Source organism: Micromonospora sp. WMMD1155 (assembly GCF_029581275.1).
Lineage (GTDB): Bacteria > Actinomycetota > Actinomycetes > Mycobacteriales > Micromonosporaceae > Micromonospora.
The window spans coordinates 5,005,927-5,021,857 of sequence record NZ_CP120742.1 but is presented as its reverse complement, the minus strand read 5'-3'; the positions used below and the strand labels follow the sequence as shown (position 1 = coordinate 5,021,857).

General features: G+C 67.9%; 13 protein-coding genes. 12 read left to right on the top strand and 1 reads right to left on the bottom strand.

Annotated elements, in window-relative coordinates; genetic code table 11:
• Window positions 1-252 precede the first annotated feature (252 nt).
• The 6 genes from O7617_RS23065 (at window position 253) to O7617_RS23040 (ending at window position 6,369) form a co-directional block, all read left to right on the top strand.
• Window positions 253-1,650 carry a hypothetical protein gene (locus tag O7617_RS23065; RefSeq protein WP_282258081.1) on the top strand — a complete coding sequence of 466 codons (1,398 nt, stop codon included), beginning with the start codon at window positions 253-255 and terminating at the stop codon, window positions 1,648-1,650.
• Window positions 1,651-1,739: 89 nt separating this feature from the next.
• Window positions 1,740-2,171 carry a GNAT family N-acetyltransferase gene (locus O7617_RS23060; protein ID WP_282258080.1) on the top strand — a complete coding sequence of 144 codons (432 nt, stop codon included), beginning with the start codon at window positions 1,740-1,742 and terminating at the stop codon, window positions 2,169-2,171.
• Window positions 2,172-2,352: 181 nt separating this feature from the next.
• Window positions 2,353-2,919 (top strand): kinase, encoded by a 567-nt coding sequence (locus tag O7617_RS23055; protein WP_282258079.1) that lies wholly within the window; start codon window positions 2,353-2,355, stop codon window positions 2,917-2,919.
• Window positions 2,920-2,951: 32 nt separating this feature from the next.
• A complete protein-coding gene (locus O7617_RS23050) occupies window positions 2,952-3,821 on the top strand; it encodes a phosphotransferase (protein WP_282258078.1) in 870 nt (289 codons plus the stop codon).
• Between the two features lie 154 nt (window positions 3,822-3,975).
• Window positions 3,976-5,742, top strand: coding sequence for a GNAT family N-acetyltransferase (locus tag O7617_RS23045; RefSeq protein WP_282258077.1), 1,767 nt, complete (start codon window positions 3,976-3,978; stop codon window positions 5,740-5,742).
• Window positions 5,743-5,988: 246 nt separating this feature from the next.
• Entirely contained in the window at window positions 5,989-6,369 is a 381-nt protein-coding gene (locus O7617_RS23040; RefSeq protein WP_282258076.1) for an Lsr2 family protein, read from the top strand.
• Window positions 6,370-7,239: 870 nt separating this feature from the next.
• Here O7617_RS23040 and O7617_RS23035 read toward each other — a convergent pair.
• Window positions 7,240-8,175: a hypothetical protein gene (locus O7617_RS23035; protein ID WP_282258075.1), complete on the bottom strand. Its 936-nt coding sequence runs from the start codon at window positions 8,173-8,175 to the stop codon at window positions 7,240-7,242.
• A 288-nt stretch (window positions 8,176-8,463) separates the two neighbouring features.
• Here O7617_RS23035 and O7617_RS23030 point away from each other — a divergent pair, with 288 nt between their 5' ends.
• The 6 genes from O7617_RS23030 to O7617_RS23005 all read left to right on the top strand — a co-directional run bounded on the left by O7617_RS23030 (window position 8,464) and on the right by O7617_RS23005 (window position 15,885).
• On the top strand, window positions 8,464-9,213 hold the full coding sequence (locus O7617_RS23030; RefSeq protein WP_282258074.1) for a hypothetical protein: 750 nt from the start codon (window positions 8,464-8,466) through the stop codon (window positions 9,211-9,213).
• A 536-nt stretch (window positions 9,214-9,749) separates the two neighbouring features.
• On the top strand, window positions 9,750-10,310 hold the full coding sequence (locus tag O7617_RS23025; protein ID WP_282258073.1) for a hypothetical protein: 561 nt from the start codon (window positions 9,750-9,752) through the stop codon (window positions 10,308-10,310).
• Window positions 10,311-10,707: 397 nt separating this feature from the next.
• Window positions 10,708-11,253 (top strand): hypothetical protein, encoded by a 546-nt coding sequence (locus O7617_RS23020; protein WP_282258071.1) that lies wholly within the window; start codon window positions 10,708-10,710, stop codon window positions 11,251-11,253.
• A gap of 142 nt (window positions 11,254-11,395) precedes the next feature.
• On the top strand, window positions 11,396-12,487 hold the full coding sequence (locus O7617_RS23015; RefSeq protein WP_282264842.1) for a DUF932 domain-containing protein: 1,092 nt from the start codon (window positions 11,396-11,398) through the stop codon (window positions 12,485-12,487).
• Between the two features lie 834 nt (window positions 12,488-13,321).
• Window positions 13,322-15,025: a ParB N-terminal domain-containing protein gene (locus tag O7617_RS23010; protein WP_282258069.1), complete on the top strand. Its 1,704-nt coding sequence runs from the start codon at window positions 13,322-13,324 to the stop codon at window positions 15,023-15,025.
• Between the two features lie 416 nt (window positions 15,026-15,441).
• The gene (locus O7617_RS23005) at window positions 15,442-15,885 is read left to right on the top strand and encodes a hypothetical protein (protein WP_282258067.1); all 444 of its coding nucleotides are present in this window, start codon (window positions 15,442-15,444) and stop codon (window positions 15,883-15,885) included.
• Window positions 15,886-15,931 lie beyond the last annotated feature (46 nt).

The window sequence follows — 15,931 nt, the reverse complement described above, 5'->3', positions numbered from 1 at the left end:
CTCGCGGACTGCTGCGACATGGAAAGCGTCAAGGGTTCCTCCCGAGAAACGGTGCGACGACGACCCCACGGTCACGCCTGCGACAACCACGTCACCACGGTTGGTCAGACAGCCATAGACGGTCGGGTAGCGAACCTCGTGGACATCAGCGGCAAGGTGTGAGAGTTGTGAATCCAACACGTGGTGGGCGCCGTTCTGCGGCACGCTGACCCCAGCGCATTCACCCCTTTCGAGATGAAGCGGAGAACCGTGATGGCTTCGGAGACAACCCCTGTCGATGGAGCCCTGTGCCGCGCTCTGAGCGCTGCTGACCTGTCCGCCCGGGCGCTGATCCGGGAAGTCAACTGGCACCTGACCGCCGTGGGACACGAGGCACTCCATCCCACCGCCGCGTACAGCTGGCTTAAAGGGTCAACTCCCGCGTCCCCGGCCGTCCGCTACGCCGTGGCGGTGGTCCTCACCCGCGTAACCGGCATCGCCCACCGCCCCACCGACCTGTGGCCGGAGACAACCGATCCGGTCCCCCTCCTGCGCGCGACCGACGACCTGGTGGGACCGCGCGGACTACGCCGGCTCCTCGACATCGCCGCGGCCTGGACCGCCCTCAGCGGCGCCCATCAGGGTGCCGTCCAGCCCAGCACCGGACCACTGCTGATCACCAGCGCACTCGACGCCACCGCCGGACCGCCGGCGGAGCGTCTCCGTCACCCCGCCGCCGACCGGATCGAACACGTCCTGCCGGCCATGGCCGGGCACCTGGAAAGCACCCTGGCTGATCTACGCCGCCTCGACGACCAGACCGGCGGCGGCGCGGTGTCGCACCGGTGGGTCCGCAACGCGCTCGCGGGCGTCCTGGACCTGCTACGCAACGCCCAGTACAGCGACGACGTCGGGCGGCGACTCCTACGCACCGCAGGCGGACTCGCGCAACTCGCCGGATGGATGTGCCACGACTCCAACCTCACCGGCCCCGCCCAGCGATACCACCTGCTCGCATTACGTCTGGCCAAGGCATCGGACTCGGCCGAAGCCGTCGCAAATAACCTCGGAATGCTCGCCTATCAGATGGTCCCCGCCAACCCCGCTGAAGCGGTGCGGCTGGCCACCGCAGCGACCGACGCCGCCCGATCATGCGCCACTGCCGTACGCGCCCGGGCGTTAGGTCGGCTCGCTACCGCGCACGCCGCCGCCGGTGACCTTCACGCCTACCAGACCGCCGCCGACGCCTGCCGCACCATGTTGCACCGCGCCAGACCCGAGGACACCCCCGCAGACCTCTACTACTACACCCCCCGGCAGCAGGCCGCCGAGCACGGGCACGCCCTGGTGCTGCTCGCCGCCACCTACCCGCCGCACGCTCGTCGCCTACTCATCCAGGCCACCGACATGCTGACTCCACTGGCCATGACGGACACCGACGAGACCTACCGGCGTTCGGCGCTCCTGCACGGCATCCACCTCGCCCGAGCGCACCTACTCGCCCACGACCGACCCACGGCCACGGCGACCATCGACTCACTCGCCCAGCGGGTGCCCGGCGTCCAGTCGGTCCGCTGCCGGTCGATGCTCGCCGACCTTAGAGGCACCGCCCACCGTCACCTACCGACAGCTACCCGCGAAGCGGTGGACAAGGCACTCTCGACAGCATGACCCACTCCTCAGAGGCGAACGCTCAAGTCACCGCCCCGGGGCCACCTCACCTACGTCCGCGGCCCTACACCGATCCCGACGCGCAGTCCTTGCTGTACCACCTGCACACCGAACAGCTAGCCCTCTACGGATTTGCCGACCGGATCGACGACACACCAGCTGACGACTTCGACCCACCCGCTGGTCTGTTCCTCGTCGCCTACGTCGACCGGCAACCCGTCGCCTGTGGTGGCTGGCGCCGGATCACCCCCGATCAGGCCGAGGTCAAGCGCATGTTCGTTCACCCCGACCTGCGCGGCCTCGGCCTGGGAAAGCGCCTACTGCGGCAGCTCGAACAAGACGTCCTAGCAGCCGGCCTCCGCGCCGTTCGGCTAGAGACCGGCCGGCACAACCACCACGCTCTGCGGCTCTACACCGCCGCCGGGTACGAGATAACCGCACCCTATGTCCCTGGGCGAGACCCAGCGATCAACCGGGCGCTCTGGAAAAGACTCGAGCCCCCGGCTCACCGACACCGCTGAACATCCGGGCTGCCGCGGCGCTGGCGTAATCCCACGGAGGTTAGAACTGACACTGACACCGGCAGTTCGAAGCCACAGCGAGGCTGTTCGCCCTCCAAGCCATCGGCTGAGACGCTGCCCCGAGGGAAGACAGCCCCGTCCCGCAACGACACCTACCCGCCTCGCGATAGGAAGAACCGCCATGGACCACGCGGCCCTCACTGGCAGCTCCGAGACGATCCTCATCAGGATCCGCGGGAACTCCGGCGCCGGGAAGACCACCATCGCCACGGCGTTGCGGCGCCGGCACGGCCGCGGATGCGCCATGGTCGGCCAAGACCACCTCCGACGGATCCTGCTCAGAGAACGCGACAAGCCAGGTGGTCTCGCACCCACGCTCATCGCGCAGAACGTTCGCTTTTGCCTCGATCACGGCTACCACGTGATCCTGGAAGGGATCATGCACACCGCCCGCTACCGGAGCATGCTCACCGAGCTGCGCGACGGGCACCGCGGACGAACGCTCTTCGTCTACCTCGACGTGTCGCTGCCAGAGACCCTGCGGCGCCACGAAACGCGTCCCATGGCGGCGGAAGTGTCGCCGGAAAACCTGCGCAGCTGGTACACCCCGCGCGACGTCCTCGGCTGGCCCGATGAACTCGTCCTCCCCGAGACCACCACCCTGGAGCAAGCGATCGAGCGCATCGCCACCACCGCCGGCCTGCCGTTGACCGGTCGCGACAACGACCTGCTCCCGGCCGTCCCATGACTGCACCACCGAGAGCAACCCCAGACGGTCTCGTGGCGGACGGGGCGGATGACGTGTTCGCGGCGCTGATCGCCCGTGCCGCTGCCGCACGGGTGGGCACCGGCCGCGTTGTGCACCGCACCGACAAGGCCGTCGTCGCCACCGGCCGCCGCGACGGCCAACCAGTGATCGTGAAGCTACTGACCACCGACGACCCGTACTGGGCAGGCCGACGCCAGCACGAGCTGCGCATGTACGAGCTGTTCACCGATCAGCCGCCCCCCGTGCGCGTGCCGCAGATCCTGTACGCCGACGCCCACCTCACCGTCCTGACGCGGCTACCTGGGCAGCGCCTGGACGACCAACGCCACCTCACTCGCGACGTCAGCCCGGGCACCGCACAGCTGGTCCTGGACACCCTCGACACCCTCTCCGACTGGACGCCAGCGCCGCCACTGCCGCAACCTGTCGACTACCACGGCCGCACCGACGCCGAACACGCCGCCGGACTCCTCGACGACGCCGACCAGCACGCCCTGCACACCCTCGTCGACCAGCTCGGCCCGGACCGGGTCACCGCACACGGCGACCCCCTACCCGCGAACCTGCTTCTCGACCGCGAGCACTGCGCCCTCATCGACTTCGAGCACACCGGCAGCTACCTACCCGGCTACGACCTCGCGCTGCTGCACATCGTCGCCGCTGCGGCCAGCCCGACCCTCACTGCCGCGATCGCCGAACACGTGCACACCGCCGACATCACCACCGCCTACTCCGTCAACCTGCTCCTGCTGACCTGCCGAGAGATCCGCCTCCACACTGTGCTGCCAGCAGGCGACTCGACCACGTCCCGGCTCGCGTGCCTGCGACAGCTACTCAGTCAGGCACGCCGCCACGTTCAGGCGCTGATGCGATGGGCTTGAATCGGACGACCGCCAGCACGCGGGCCCACCGCGGCCCCGCGGGCGGCTCACAGGCACCTCCTCCGTTGAGCCGTGACTTCCACCGCCTGTGGGCTCCCCTACTCGGTGAGCCACGTGGGATCCCCGCGACGGCGCCATCTACCGACAACGGCGCGTGGACGAACCGCACAGCCACAACCGCACCGAGAGGTGGGCGCCGAACCAGATGCCACCCATCGAACCTTGTCGTAAAGCGACGGTACGGTTACTCCTGGCAGTTTGTTGTGGTGGAGGGAGCTTGCTCGTGGTCAAACGCAGCGGCCGATCTCGGCGCAGGGAACCGATTCGCCGGCCGATTCCAGCAACACGACTGTCCGCCTCGGCGGACAGGGTCACCGACCTGACCGGGCAGCACCTGGTCGACGGCTGGCCGGTGACCGAGCAGGTGCGAGTGCGGCTGGCCCGCGGCGCGGATATGGCCGCAGTGCGTCGGCTCACCGCGCTGGCCGGTGTCCGTCTCGAGGACGAGGTCGCCGACGACATGGACGCCGGTGTCGGCGGGGCCGCGTTGCGGGCCGGCTTGGACGGTGGTCCGGACACGTACATGCGATACATGGCCGAGAAGTTCACCGGCCCGCAGGCCATGGATCCGAGGAGGCTGCTGCCGCCGGCGACGCTGGTGCTGGTGGCCGAGCACGACCAGCGCGGCGTTGTCGGAGCGGTGGTCGCGTACCCGCCGGGCGGTGTGCTCAAGCAGCTGGTCGAGCATCAACGGCGGGCAGGGTTGGGCAGTCAGCAGCTGTTTCAGCTGGTCATGGCTGGCGTGATGTGGATGGTGCGGATCAAGGCGATCGCGGTCGACGAGACGATGCGCGGCCGCGGGATCGGCAGTGCGTTGCTGCATCGCTGCCAGCGGATTTACGCGCATTGCGGCTACATGATCACGTATGGGCAGATGGCCGACAGGCCGGAGCTGGAGCGGTTCTACCGCAGCCACGGCTTCGACGTGCTGGAGCGTGACAGCGGGTTCGACCCGTGGGTGGTCCTCGGGGTTCACGCCGAGATCCGCCCCGACCCGGGTGAACGCACGTTCGTCCGGCATCAGAAGGCCAGCGCGAATCGGCGGCCCGGTCGGGTGCCGGCACCACGACACACCAGCAGGACGCCGTTCGACCCGGGCACCCTGGCCCTGCATGACGATCACCTGCCGACACTGCTGACGCAGGGCTCTGGCGAGTTGCTCGCCATCCAGTTCCTGCCCCTGCTCTGGATCAAGATGGCCGAGGGGCAGCGCGCCAACGCCTGCATCGACGCGTGTACGCAGCTGCGGTACGCCTACCAACAGTTCGGGATCGCCGCCGAGATCCTGCCGGTCGGTGTGGTGATCCACGACCCGGACGGCGGTCGTACCCGGTACGCGACCGACGAGCCGAGCTGGTACGACGACACCACCATGGTCGGGCACACCATCCTGCTACTGCCCGAACACGACAGACTGGTGGATCCGACCATCGAGCAGGTACCAGAGGTCCGGGCACTGCGACAAGGTCCGGTCATCGGGCGGCTTCCTGAGCCGAACCGGCAGGCACTGCGTGACGGCGAGACCAGCTTCGCCGTCCAACGCGGTGACCTGCTCATCGAGTACCAGCCAGTCCGGCCCGAGCACCGGGATCGACTGCTGAGCGGGCCGCTGCTCGCCCGTAACGACGTCCAGTATCGGCGCGGCGCCGTCAACCTAGCCGCAATGGCCGTACAGGCGTTCCGCGATGCAGGAGCCGCCGACCGTATCCGGCAGACCACCGCCTTCCCCCGCCTAACGGCGCTGCTCGATGCCATCCGCGACGCTCCGATCCGCGTCGACGAAATCACCAGCGATGTGCTAATTCACCTGCCCGGCGGACCCGTCCAGCTCGACCAAGTCCCGGTCCCCCGTTCGGCGTAAGGGAATGACGGCAGCCCCACGACTGCGAGTGGCTTAATCGCTATGCTGCTCCACGCATAACGGCACGCCTGGGTAATGGGCGGTCACCGCGACTGCGTCGCGGTGACCGTCCCAGACGCCGACGCATTCCCCGTCATCCAGTCGCTTCCGCAAAAACTGCCAGTGCTCGAGACCCCACTTCCGTAGCAGCCGCACAGGAGGTTACTGTTCAGTACACATGATGCACAATTTGGGAAGGATGAGGCGGTGGCTAAGCAAATAATTCATCAGCTGGTCGACGACTTGGACGGCGGCAGCGCCGACGAAACCATCAGGTTCGCCCTCGACGGCGTTCAGTACGAGATCGACCTGTCGGCCGCGAATGCAGCGAAGCTGCGCGACGCCTTCTCGCCGTACATGGCCCACGGCCTTAAGGTGGGACGAGGCGGCCTCGCACGGTCCGCGCAAGCCACCCGCAGCGCGGCGGGTGTGGGCAGCTCACGAGGTGCCCGTACGGGCGGAGTCGCGAACCGGGATCAGAACAAGGCGATCAGGGACTGGGCCAAGAGGGTCGGCAAGGACATTTCGGATCGAGGCCGGATCCCTCACGGAATTGTCGCCGAGTACCACGCGACGGCCGGACGCTGATCACCTATTCAACGCTGCATTGACTTCCCGTCCTGGGCTGGCGGGGCGGAAGGCACCGGCACATCTGCAGGTGGGGCGCGGCGGCGCCTGACCTCGCCGCCCGCCCGCCTCACCGTGCTGCACGAGGTGCCACTTGACTCGCGGCGGCATCGATTTCTAGGGCGGCGTGCCACCTTGCTGTTCGCGCCACCGCCCTGCGGAGTGGGCGCGCAAGAGACGATCGACCATCGCTGCGGCCTCGTCTTTCGAGTCGTACGTCCAGCGCAGCATCTGCCCGGTTTCACTGTCTCCGGTACGAGCTACCACCTTCCATCGCGTCTGACGGATCAGCCAGACATCGCGCCGAGTCAGGCGTCCCCAGACGCCGTTCCACCACCGCCTCACTACCTCCTCCGCCACCGGATCGTACATGCGTTCGATGGCCGGACGTCAGATGAGCGGTTGGTCGGTGGCGGCCTCGCCGATTGCCCGTTTTGCCGGTAAGGCCCGGAGGCCTCGACCGGCACCGAAGGGTGACTCAGCACTGAGCCGGGCAAGGACGCCGGCGCAATTCGGTCAGCCGGCTGTGACGTGCGAGCACATGCTGCGGGGTCGGTAGTCGCCGGGCGCGTCTTGACCGGCAGCGGGCCACAAACGCGCGGACTTCCGGCAGGCTGCCCAAGAGTGTGCCAGGCCAAGCCGGGATGCTCGGTCGGCAGCGCCGCCAGGCCGGCGCGGGCGAGGCCCCGCCGTTAGTAGCGGGGCAGCGAAAGTGGCTGCTCGACCCATCCGAGGCGGCAGGGTCGGCAGAGCCGTAATCGACCTCGAACACCAAGTCGTTCCCGGCCTCCAGAAGCGGCAGCCCGTCGGGCAAGGCGCCCTCGGGTGCGCTCAGGCGTCATCGCCGGGGTATTCCCAAACGCCGATTACGGTGCGGCGTGTGCCGGCGTCAAGCATGGCCTGACTGCGGTGCCGCCCGTTAATGTACGGACCGCCCTCGCCGCGCAGCGGCTGGATCGGATCGGTGAAGAGACTCGCCGCCGCCTCCATCGTCCACTCGTCGAGGCGATGCTCGTCGCTTAGCGTCCGCAACGCGTCAAGCAGGCGGTACAGCAGGTCGTCCTCGCCGTCGTCATCCGTGGGCCTGGCCTCGACGCGGGCCAGTGCGCGGATCGCGGCTTCGGAAGCGGCACCCCAGTCACCGTCGTGATAGGAGCAGCATCCGCGGCCGCGGCGCCTCGGTGCCACTTGGCGGCCGACACGCCGCCACCACGGCGCTCCCGAAGGCATGCAGGGCGGTTCGCCGTGCAGATCGGGCCGGGGAAGGCCGACCACTGCGGCGACTGCGTACCGCATCCGGCCCTCCTGCGGCCGCGCTGGCTCGATGTAGCCGTCTCCGCGCGACACGTCGACCGGACCACCGATCAGCACGCGCAGCTCCGCCTCGCTCAGCCGCGGCCCCCACCTCGGCGCACCCACCGTGTGGGGGCCTACGGCGGTAAATCCATAGTGCACCAGTCCAAGGTCCATGCTATCGAGCAGCTGATGCGCGATAAAGATCGGCGGATCCTGCTCATCCGGGCAGTGCCGCTGCCAGACCGCCGCGACGAACCGCTCCGCCCCGTTCATCAAAGCCGCGCCCTCGCGGTCAGTCTGCGTCGCCACCACGACCGGTCGCACATCGTTCCCCGCGAATATCTGGAGCCGGAAGCTTGAGTTCCCCACCCGGAACATGTGATCGTCGACCGTACGGTCGCGGACACCCGCTTGCTCGCGCAGCAGCGGCAGGTCACGTATCGGACCCTCAGGCACCTCCGCTTGATTCATGTCCATAACGGTAAGCCGTCCCCTCGACGATCGGTCTCCATGCCAGCGCAGTCCGTGGGAACGTTCCACGGGCAGGCATATCAGCTCCGGCGAGCGCACCGCTGGTGCCACACCTTGCGATCGCAGATCGGTTGAAGTCCCGTTTCTGAGCGCATCGCGCGTAAGGCTGTCTACCGGTGCCTGCTCTGGTGAGCAACGCGCCGGGCAAGGGGTGCGCCGAGACAGAGTCCCGAGCGCGTACCTTGCTGGCTGTCCGGCCGGGCACCGGCGCGTGCGAGAGGGGCGACGATGAGCGAAAACGAAACCGTAACCATCGCGGGAGTGCCGGTGCGCTACCACGACGAGTACGAGCTAAGCGTAGAGAACGACTACGAGCAGATCCATCAAGACCATAAGCACGACAACGAGCACCTAGAAGGGCTCGACCGCGAGCCGGGCACCACTACCGCGCTGTACGCCGTGGCCAGTGCTCGCTACCTGGCGGAAAAGGCCGGGACGTTGAGCGACGTGCTGCGCGAGCCGTACGCGCTGCGGACCACTCGGGACGTCGACGCGGTGGTGGCAGCGCTCGGGCAGCACATCGATGCCCTCGCTGGCGTCGCCGAGGGGCTGGGCGTATGGCTCGACGCCGCGCATCAGCGCGGCGAACTCGGCGGCGAGCCGGACGCCGCACGAGCAGAGTTGAACGAGGCAGCGGTCCTTCTGCGAGACGCCAAGCTGCCTTTGCACAGGGTGGCTGCGCCGGATGACCGTAGTCCTGCGCTCGATATGGACACCCTGATCTTGGGGGTCATAGAGCAACTACGATCCCGTGGTATCGAGGTTACCGACGTGCACGTCTTCGAATCGGAGACCCGTTGGGGGTTGGGAAGAGACCGACACCTGTCCCTGAGCAGCGAGGCCAGCTGGCAACTACTCTTTCCGACCGAGAGCGGGTCAAGTTGGAAGCCTGTCTCATTCGGGCTGTACTGCTGGTACGCGCACCCGGAGCAGATCGCCGAACTGGTCGCCAAGACTCTGGCCGACGCGGAGGTTTGACGGAGGAACACAGCCTGGGCATACACGGGAACATCTGCAGTCCCCCGCCTACTTAGGCAGGTCAGGCCACCATCAGTCGGCACCGATAGAACGGCGCTGCTCGCACGGGGGAACGAGCAGCGCCGTCCCATCGACGATACTTCACCCCCCGAAGAACCGCTGCCCTCCAACGAAGCGACCAGTCCCATGCAAAGACGCCCCGACAGCCCCAGCACTCGGGCTCCCCACGGCGGTCAACCAGGCATGTCGTCGAACCTCTAGCGTGCGTCACGCCAACCGGACTCCGACGGAGTGGCCGCGTCTCGGTTGGGGCTGGTCATCCGCTCCCTGAGCCGCCTCCTGTCCGGTCGTCCTTTCCCATGACGGTCGTCGGCCGACTGCTACCATCGGAACCTCTTCGGCCTCACACCGCGTTCGCGGCGTGAGGTTGGGAACGTTGGTTGTTTCACGCGGCCGGGGGGTTGCCACTTCGTTCGTTCGCGGACGTTGTTCCCCCGGCCGTTCCAGCCGCTGGCCACTCGCGGGCAGGAACAGACATGGAGATCCGGTACATCGGTGGCCGACCACACACCGACATTGCCGGCGCAGCCGAGCTGACCCGCCGGTCCGAGGCGACCGTCCGACTCAAGACATCGCCGAAGCAGCGAGAGCAGGGTTCCGGCTGGCCCGCGCCGGTTAAGCAGGACAAGAAGTCATGGTTTCCCGTCGATGAGCTGGAAAACGTCCGAGACATCCTCCTGCCGCAGATCGTCGAGGCGGGGCAAGCACGCGTTCACTGCGTCGACCTCGTCGGCGATCCAGAAGAACTGATCTCCGCGACCGAGTTTCGGAAGATCCTCGGCATCAGCCAAGGGACATGGGACTACTACGTCGGCCTCAGCAGGGCGGCGTGGGACCGCGGCGAGGATGGCTACCTTCCCCGGTTTGACGTCGAAGAGCCGGCACCCGCACAGGGGATGATCCGATACTGGAAACGCCGCCGAGTGCAGGCGTGGATCAACAGTAGGACGGGGAAGGTTCAGCGCCCCGAGGGGTGCGAAGTAAGCCAGCCCCCAGGGCAGCAATCGCCGGCGTCCGCCCCTACTTCCCGCCACTAGCCCCAGACGCAGCCCTCGCCGTCGCTGCGGCTGGAATCGGCCTCCGGCCGATGGCCTCCCGCCGGGTCAGCGTCCCGCCGCTGAACCGCGGCGCCTCGCCGGCGAGGCAGGCTCCGGGATGAATCAGAGCAGCGCCGATTCCTCCCGGCGGCCTGCCCCAAGGGGCACCATGTTCGGGGGTGAGCCGCAAGCCCACACCCCAGGCTTGCCCCTCACCCCCGAACATGGTGGATCGAAGATCAGGCCGCCGGGAAGAATCTTCAACATCGCGCACGGATGCGCGAGAAGCGCCCCAATGCACCCGCACGAATAACACAGACCATGGCAACCATGTATCATTAAATACATCGGCCATGGCGACCCGCCGCGCCGAATTCGCCCACTAGAAAGGCGACCCATGTCGCTCCTGCACGTCCAGTTTCCACGTCGCCAGCCCGAGGCGCACCGCACCGACTGCAGCAAACCCCGCACTAAGCGCTATCGGCGGCCAGCCGTCATTCAGGACGCCTATGACGTCGCCACGCGCCGCGACCTCATTCTCGCTCTTCACCCGGAGACAGAGCCCACCGATTGGCACCAGCACCTCGACTCCATTGACCTCACCTGCTGGTGCATGTGCGCCGTACGAAGCGAGCCCTACACGAAAGCGCAGTTGATGACACTGGGGCGTCACCACCTCCACAACAGCCTGTCTGACGCGCTACGCAACCTCGACCTCAGCCAGATGCGCAGCGGCAAGCTGGCGGAGCTAGCCGCAGATGCCAACGACACCACACTCATCGAAGCTCTTGAGGCTATCCATGCGGCAACCGCCACCCTGCGGCAGGCGCAGATGCAACTCATCCCAGACCCCTCACGAGCCCTCCCATCGCCCGCCGCTGGGTCAACGGAGAGCGATGCCCTAGCCGCCCAAAAGACCCTTCGGGAGAACGGTTCCGACTAGACGCACGGCATTGCGTCATGTATCATTAAATACATGAGGGAGGGGCGGCAACCCCCGACCGAATGCCAACGATTCCGGACCGAAGGAAATCACCGTGAGCGGAACGCTCGGCACCATTCCCCTGACCGCCCGACACGCCAGCGTGGCAGATTTGACCGCCATCCTCAACGAGCAGCACAGCCACAAGCTCGACATCGTCGCCGGCACCGGGATGCTGCGCGCCGAAGCCGGCCAACTGCGCATCACGGGCGCAGAGCCGATCCTCACCGACACCGGCGTCACCCCCGCCGATGGGCTGTACCTGCCCACCGAAATCGGCGATGCCGGACTCGGCGAAAAGCTCGGCATCCCCACCGCCTACCTGCGCAAGACCCGCGCCCAGGCCCTGCACCTCTACGACGGCAACGTCAACGGCTGGCTTGATCTCCAGCACGGGAAGCGATACCTCGCCCGCTGCCTGTCCGACGGCAACGGCGGCGGAATCCTGCGCGCCTTCCTCAGCGACGGGTACAAGATCATTGACCACCTCGACGTTTTGATGTCGGTGTTGTCCGGCATCCGCGAGTCCGGGTTGCGGGTGGAACTCGCGTGCGACCTGAGCGAGCGGCGCATGGTCGTCCGGGTCCACTCCGAGGCCATCAAGTCCCTCGCCCCCACCCTGCTACGCAACTACCGCAGCCCTTTCAACGGGGCGACTGGCGCGGACAACCCGACCGTCTTCGCCGGGCTCGTCTTCACCAACAGCGAAACCGGCTCCGGCGCGATGACCGTCACCCCGCGCATCGTCGTCCAGGTCTGCGACAACGGCGTCACCATTACCAAGGACGCGCTTCGCGCCGTGCACCTCGGCGCGAAGATGGACGAGGGCACGATCCGGTGGAGCAACGACACCCACGAGGCAAACCTCAGTCTCATCGGCAAGCAGGCCCGCGACGCCGTGCGCCGCTTCCTCGACGTCCGCTACGTCCGCCGGAAGATCGAGGAAATCGAGGAAACGGCAGGCCGGCGAATCCCCGACCCCGACCACACCATTCGGGTCGTCGGACAGAAGCTGCGTTTCACCGAGGATGAGCAGCGGCTGATCCTGAACCACTTCATCGACGGCGGGGACCGCACCGCCGGCGGGATGCTGCACGCGGTCACCAGCGCGGCGCAGACGCTCAGCGACCCCGATGCCGCGTTCGACATGGAGAGCGTCGGCGTACGTGCCATGGAGATCGCGGCCACGGTCTGACCGGTCCGCCGGGTGCCGCCCGCCGGCACCCGGCCCCCGGCCGCACCAGCTCATCGACGGCCCGCGCCAACCCCGGCCGTGCTCTCGACTGCGCATGTCCGACGCGTGCCGCCCCGTGACGTCATTCCACCGTCAATGGAGAAATCATGCCCCTGTTCATCGGGCTGCCTCACGGCGTGTCACTACCCCGCAACCTCGCCGAGCCCGACGCCCGGCACGTTGTATCCGTTCTCGCCCGCACATTCCAATGGACCGGCCCCCTGTTCGGCCGCGCGGAGGTCGAGGCTTACCTCCACGCTCAGGCAGAAGACCCCGCCAGCCTCCCTGCACTAACCGACGACGACTGGCAGCGCGTGCAGGCAACTGCCGCGTGGAAGAGCCTCCTTCCCGCTGCCCGCCGCGCGATCTCCACGGCGGACATCATCGGTCGCGCCCTTCGGCAAGCCGGCCGGTGTTGCGCTGACTGCGACACCCCCATTTCCGGTCCGCCGACCGCCAATTGGGGACTGTGCCCGATCTGTTTGAACCGCGCGGAGATCACCGACCTACAGCGTCGCCCGTGCCCAGCAGGCGACGGGGCGAGCCCGCACCGCTGGGATGACAGCACCTGCACCGGGTGCAGCATGCCGTCCCCGCCCAACCGCCCGCACCTCACCGCGCTACCTACAGCGGCCTGACCGATCGAGCACCGTTCCTTGACAACTCCACAGCGCTCGGCGCGCAGCCCGCCGCCGCTACCAGCAACAACCCCCATAAGCCCCGGCGCGCTCTGGACGGCAACCCCAGACGCGACCGGACAACCAACACACCCACAACCCGAAGGGAGCACGAACCGTGCTTACGGAAACCGCACCCGCACAGCAGCTCGACCCGCCGGCTGAGATCGAGGCCCCGAGTGGCCCCCAGGAGGCCGCACCCCTCACCGAAGCCGCCGAAACGCCCGCTACCCATGTAGGCGTCGAGGACACTGACGAGTCCGAGGAAGCCCCCGCCCTGCCTGGCCGGCACTGCATGGTCCGGGTCAAGAACATCCAGCCGAACCCCGGTAACGCCCGCGATGATGCGCAGGCCCTGCCCGGCATCGTGCAGAACCTGCACCAGGACGGCGTTCGCGGTCTTCTCTCACCCCTCATCGTCGTCCCGCTCGGACCCGACGAGGACGGCCCGTATCTGATCATCGACGGCGAGCAGCGCTACTGGTCCGCCGTCGAGGCAGACCAGGAATGGATCCCGGTCATCGTGCGCGAGGACCTTGCCGCCAACCGCGAGCAAATCATCAGCATGCTCCGGCAGGTTCACCGCACGGACCTCACCGCCACCCAGCAGGCCCGAGCCATCGAACAACTCGCCCTCGACGGCATGAACGACAAGGACATCGCCGAGCGCACCGGCTACCAACCGGAGCAAATCAGGGCCGGTCGGCAACTCGCCACCCTGGACAAGCGCACCGCCGAGCGCACCCACACCCTCGGGCTGGACCTCACCCAGGTTGCCGCGCTCGCGGAGTTCGCAGACGACCCCGACCGTGTCGAGACCCTGCTAAAGGAGGCCGAAGAAGGCCCATTCGCGTTCGCCCGTGCGGTAGAGCAGCATCGCGGCACCCGCGCCGCCATCGCCGCAGAGGCGGCCCGCCGCGCCGAACTCGTCACCGCCGGGGTGACGCTGCTGGCCGAACACCCTCGGTACAACGACCCCAAGATCAAGGAGGTTTCCGACCTGCGCGACGCCGAGGGCAACCGCGTCGACGCCGAGGCGCACAGCGACTGCCCCGGACACGCTGTGCGGCTGTTCCTCGCCTACGACGACCGACTGAGGGAGACGAACTACTGCACCGACTGGCGCAAGTACGGCCATACCCTCCCCGCCCACGCCATGACCTCCACTCGCAGCGGTCCCATGACTGAGGAGGAAAAGGCAGAACGGCGACGGGTCATCGAGAACAACAAGGCCATGGAAATCGCCAACACCGTCCGCCGCGAATGGCTGGCCACGTTCCTGACCGCCAAGACCCCGCCCAAGGGCACGGCGAAGCTGATCGCGGAGATGCTGGCCGACTCCGGTTACGTCCTCTCCACCTGGATCAACGGAGGCCGGAAAATGCTCGACGACCTGTTGTCGCCGGGCAAGGCCAGGCGGCCCGGCACGAAGCGCGTTCCCGCCCGGGGCGTCAGCGACGGCCGCTACTCCGTCATCTCACTCGCTGCCATCGCCGCCGCCAACGAAAGCGGCATCACCCGATCCTCGTGGCGGGCACCCGACCCGACGGTCGGCAAGTGGTTGCAGTGGTGCGTCGCTAACGGCTTCCAGGTCGGCGAGGTCGAACAACTCATCATCGACGCCACCGCCAACCACACGAAGCAGCGCGCCGGCCTCAGCGTCGTCGCCACCCCAGAGCCCGACGAACTGCTGATCGGCGACGACGCCGACACCATTGACAGCAGCAGCGCGGACGGACCGGACGAGGGGCCGACCCACGCCATCCGGGACGACAGCGACGAGCCCTCGGGTTCCGAGCTGGAAAGCACGCTCGCCGCCTAAGCCTGCCGGTCGGGGGCCACACCGGGCCCCCGACCGGCACGGCCACCAACACCGCAACGGCCATGCCCCGCCTCTGGTCGTTGTCCGGCCAGCACCGCTAGACCTCACGCGCGGTGCCGGAGCCGCGTGCCCCTTCCGGTTGCCGGACCCAGCTTTCGGCCTCGGTCCGCGCCGGTCCCGACCGTTGCTCCCGCAGGCACCGGCCGCCCCGGCCGCTCGCTACGCTCGCAACCAGCCGCAACGGCCTGCCAGCTTCGCCGTCCGCCCTCCCGAGGCCGCTGGGCCATCGAGCAGAGCCGCCCTACAACCGCCGCCCGTGCCTGGACACCAGCGCGTCAACCGGGTATAGTAATAGTTGTTCGGATGAGGAGGCGAACCCTCACCGGAGCCCACACACCTGCCCCAGGGAGCCGGACATGCCGCCCACCCCCCTCACCGACTCCGAGCGTGCGACGGCACGTCACCTGCCGCTATGCGGTCACTGGCAGTGCGCCGCAACACGGCCTCAGCCACTCGACGCACGGGCGGACGTGGTGCTGATCCGCGACTGCGCCGGCCGACAGCACCTGTTCCGCGACGGTACCGACAACGGCTTGGTCCTCACAGTTGAGGGCGACCAGTGGTCGCTGACCCGCGAGCGGCACGCCCACGTCACCTCGGCCGACGGCGAGCGCTGGGAACTGATTGCCGAGTCGACCCCCGTGTGCGTCGGGGGCTGGCAGGCACCGCGACGCGAGTACGTAGCGCGGCACCTGTCGAGCGGGCGGATCGTCGCGCGCTGGGACACCCAGTACGGACTACTCGCCAGGACCGCCCGCCGATACCTTCACGTCGCCGCTCGCGCGCCAGCGAGCCAGTGACGCCGCCGGCCTACCGTCACCAGACCCCGCGACACCACCGCTCGCA

Bases quoted from the DNA above. Each gene is read 5' to 3' on its own strand.
- O7617_RS23055 (WP_282258079.1), top strand. From the start codon at position 2,353: ATGGACCACGCGGCCCTCACTGGCAGCTCCGAGACGATCCTCATCAGG.
- O7617_RS23025 (WP_282258073.1), top strand. From the start codon at position 9,750: ATGGAGATCCGGTACATCGGTGGCCGACCACACACCGACATTGCCGGC.
- O7617_RS23065 (WP_282258081.1), top strand. From the start codon at position 253: ATGGCTTCGGAGACAACCCCTGTCGATGGAGCCCTGTGCCGCGCTCTG.
- O7617_RS23035 (WP_282258075.1), bottom strand. From the start codon at position 8,175: ATGAATCAAGCGGAGGTGCCTGAGGGTCCGATACGTGACCTGCCGCTG.
- O7617_RS23020 (WP_282258071.1), top strand. From the start codon at position 10,708: ATGTCGCTCCTGCACGTCCAGTTTCCACGTCGCCAGCCCGAGGCGCAC.
- O7617_RS23005 (WP_282258067.1), top strand. From the start codon at position 15,442: ATGCCGCCCACCCCCCTCACCGACTCCGAGCGTGCGACGGCACGTCAC.
- O7617_RS23030 (WP_282258074.1), top strand. From the start codon at position 8,464: ATGAGCGAAAACGAAACCGTAACCATCGCGGGAGTGCCGGTGCGCTAC.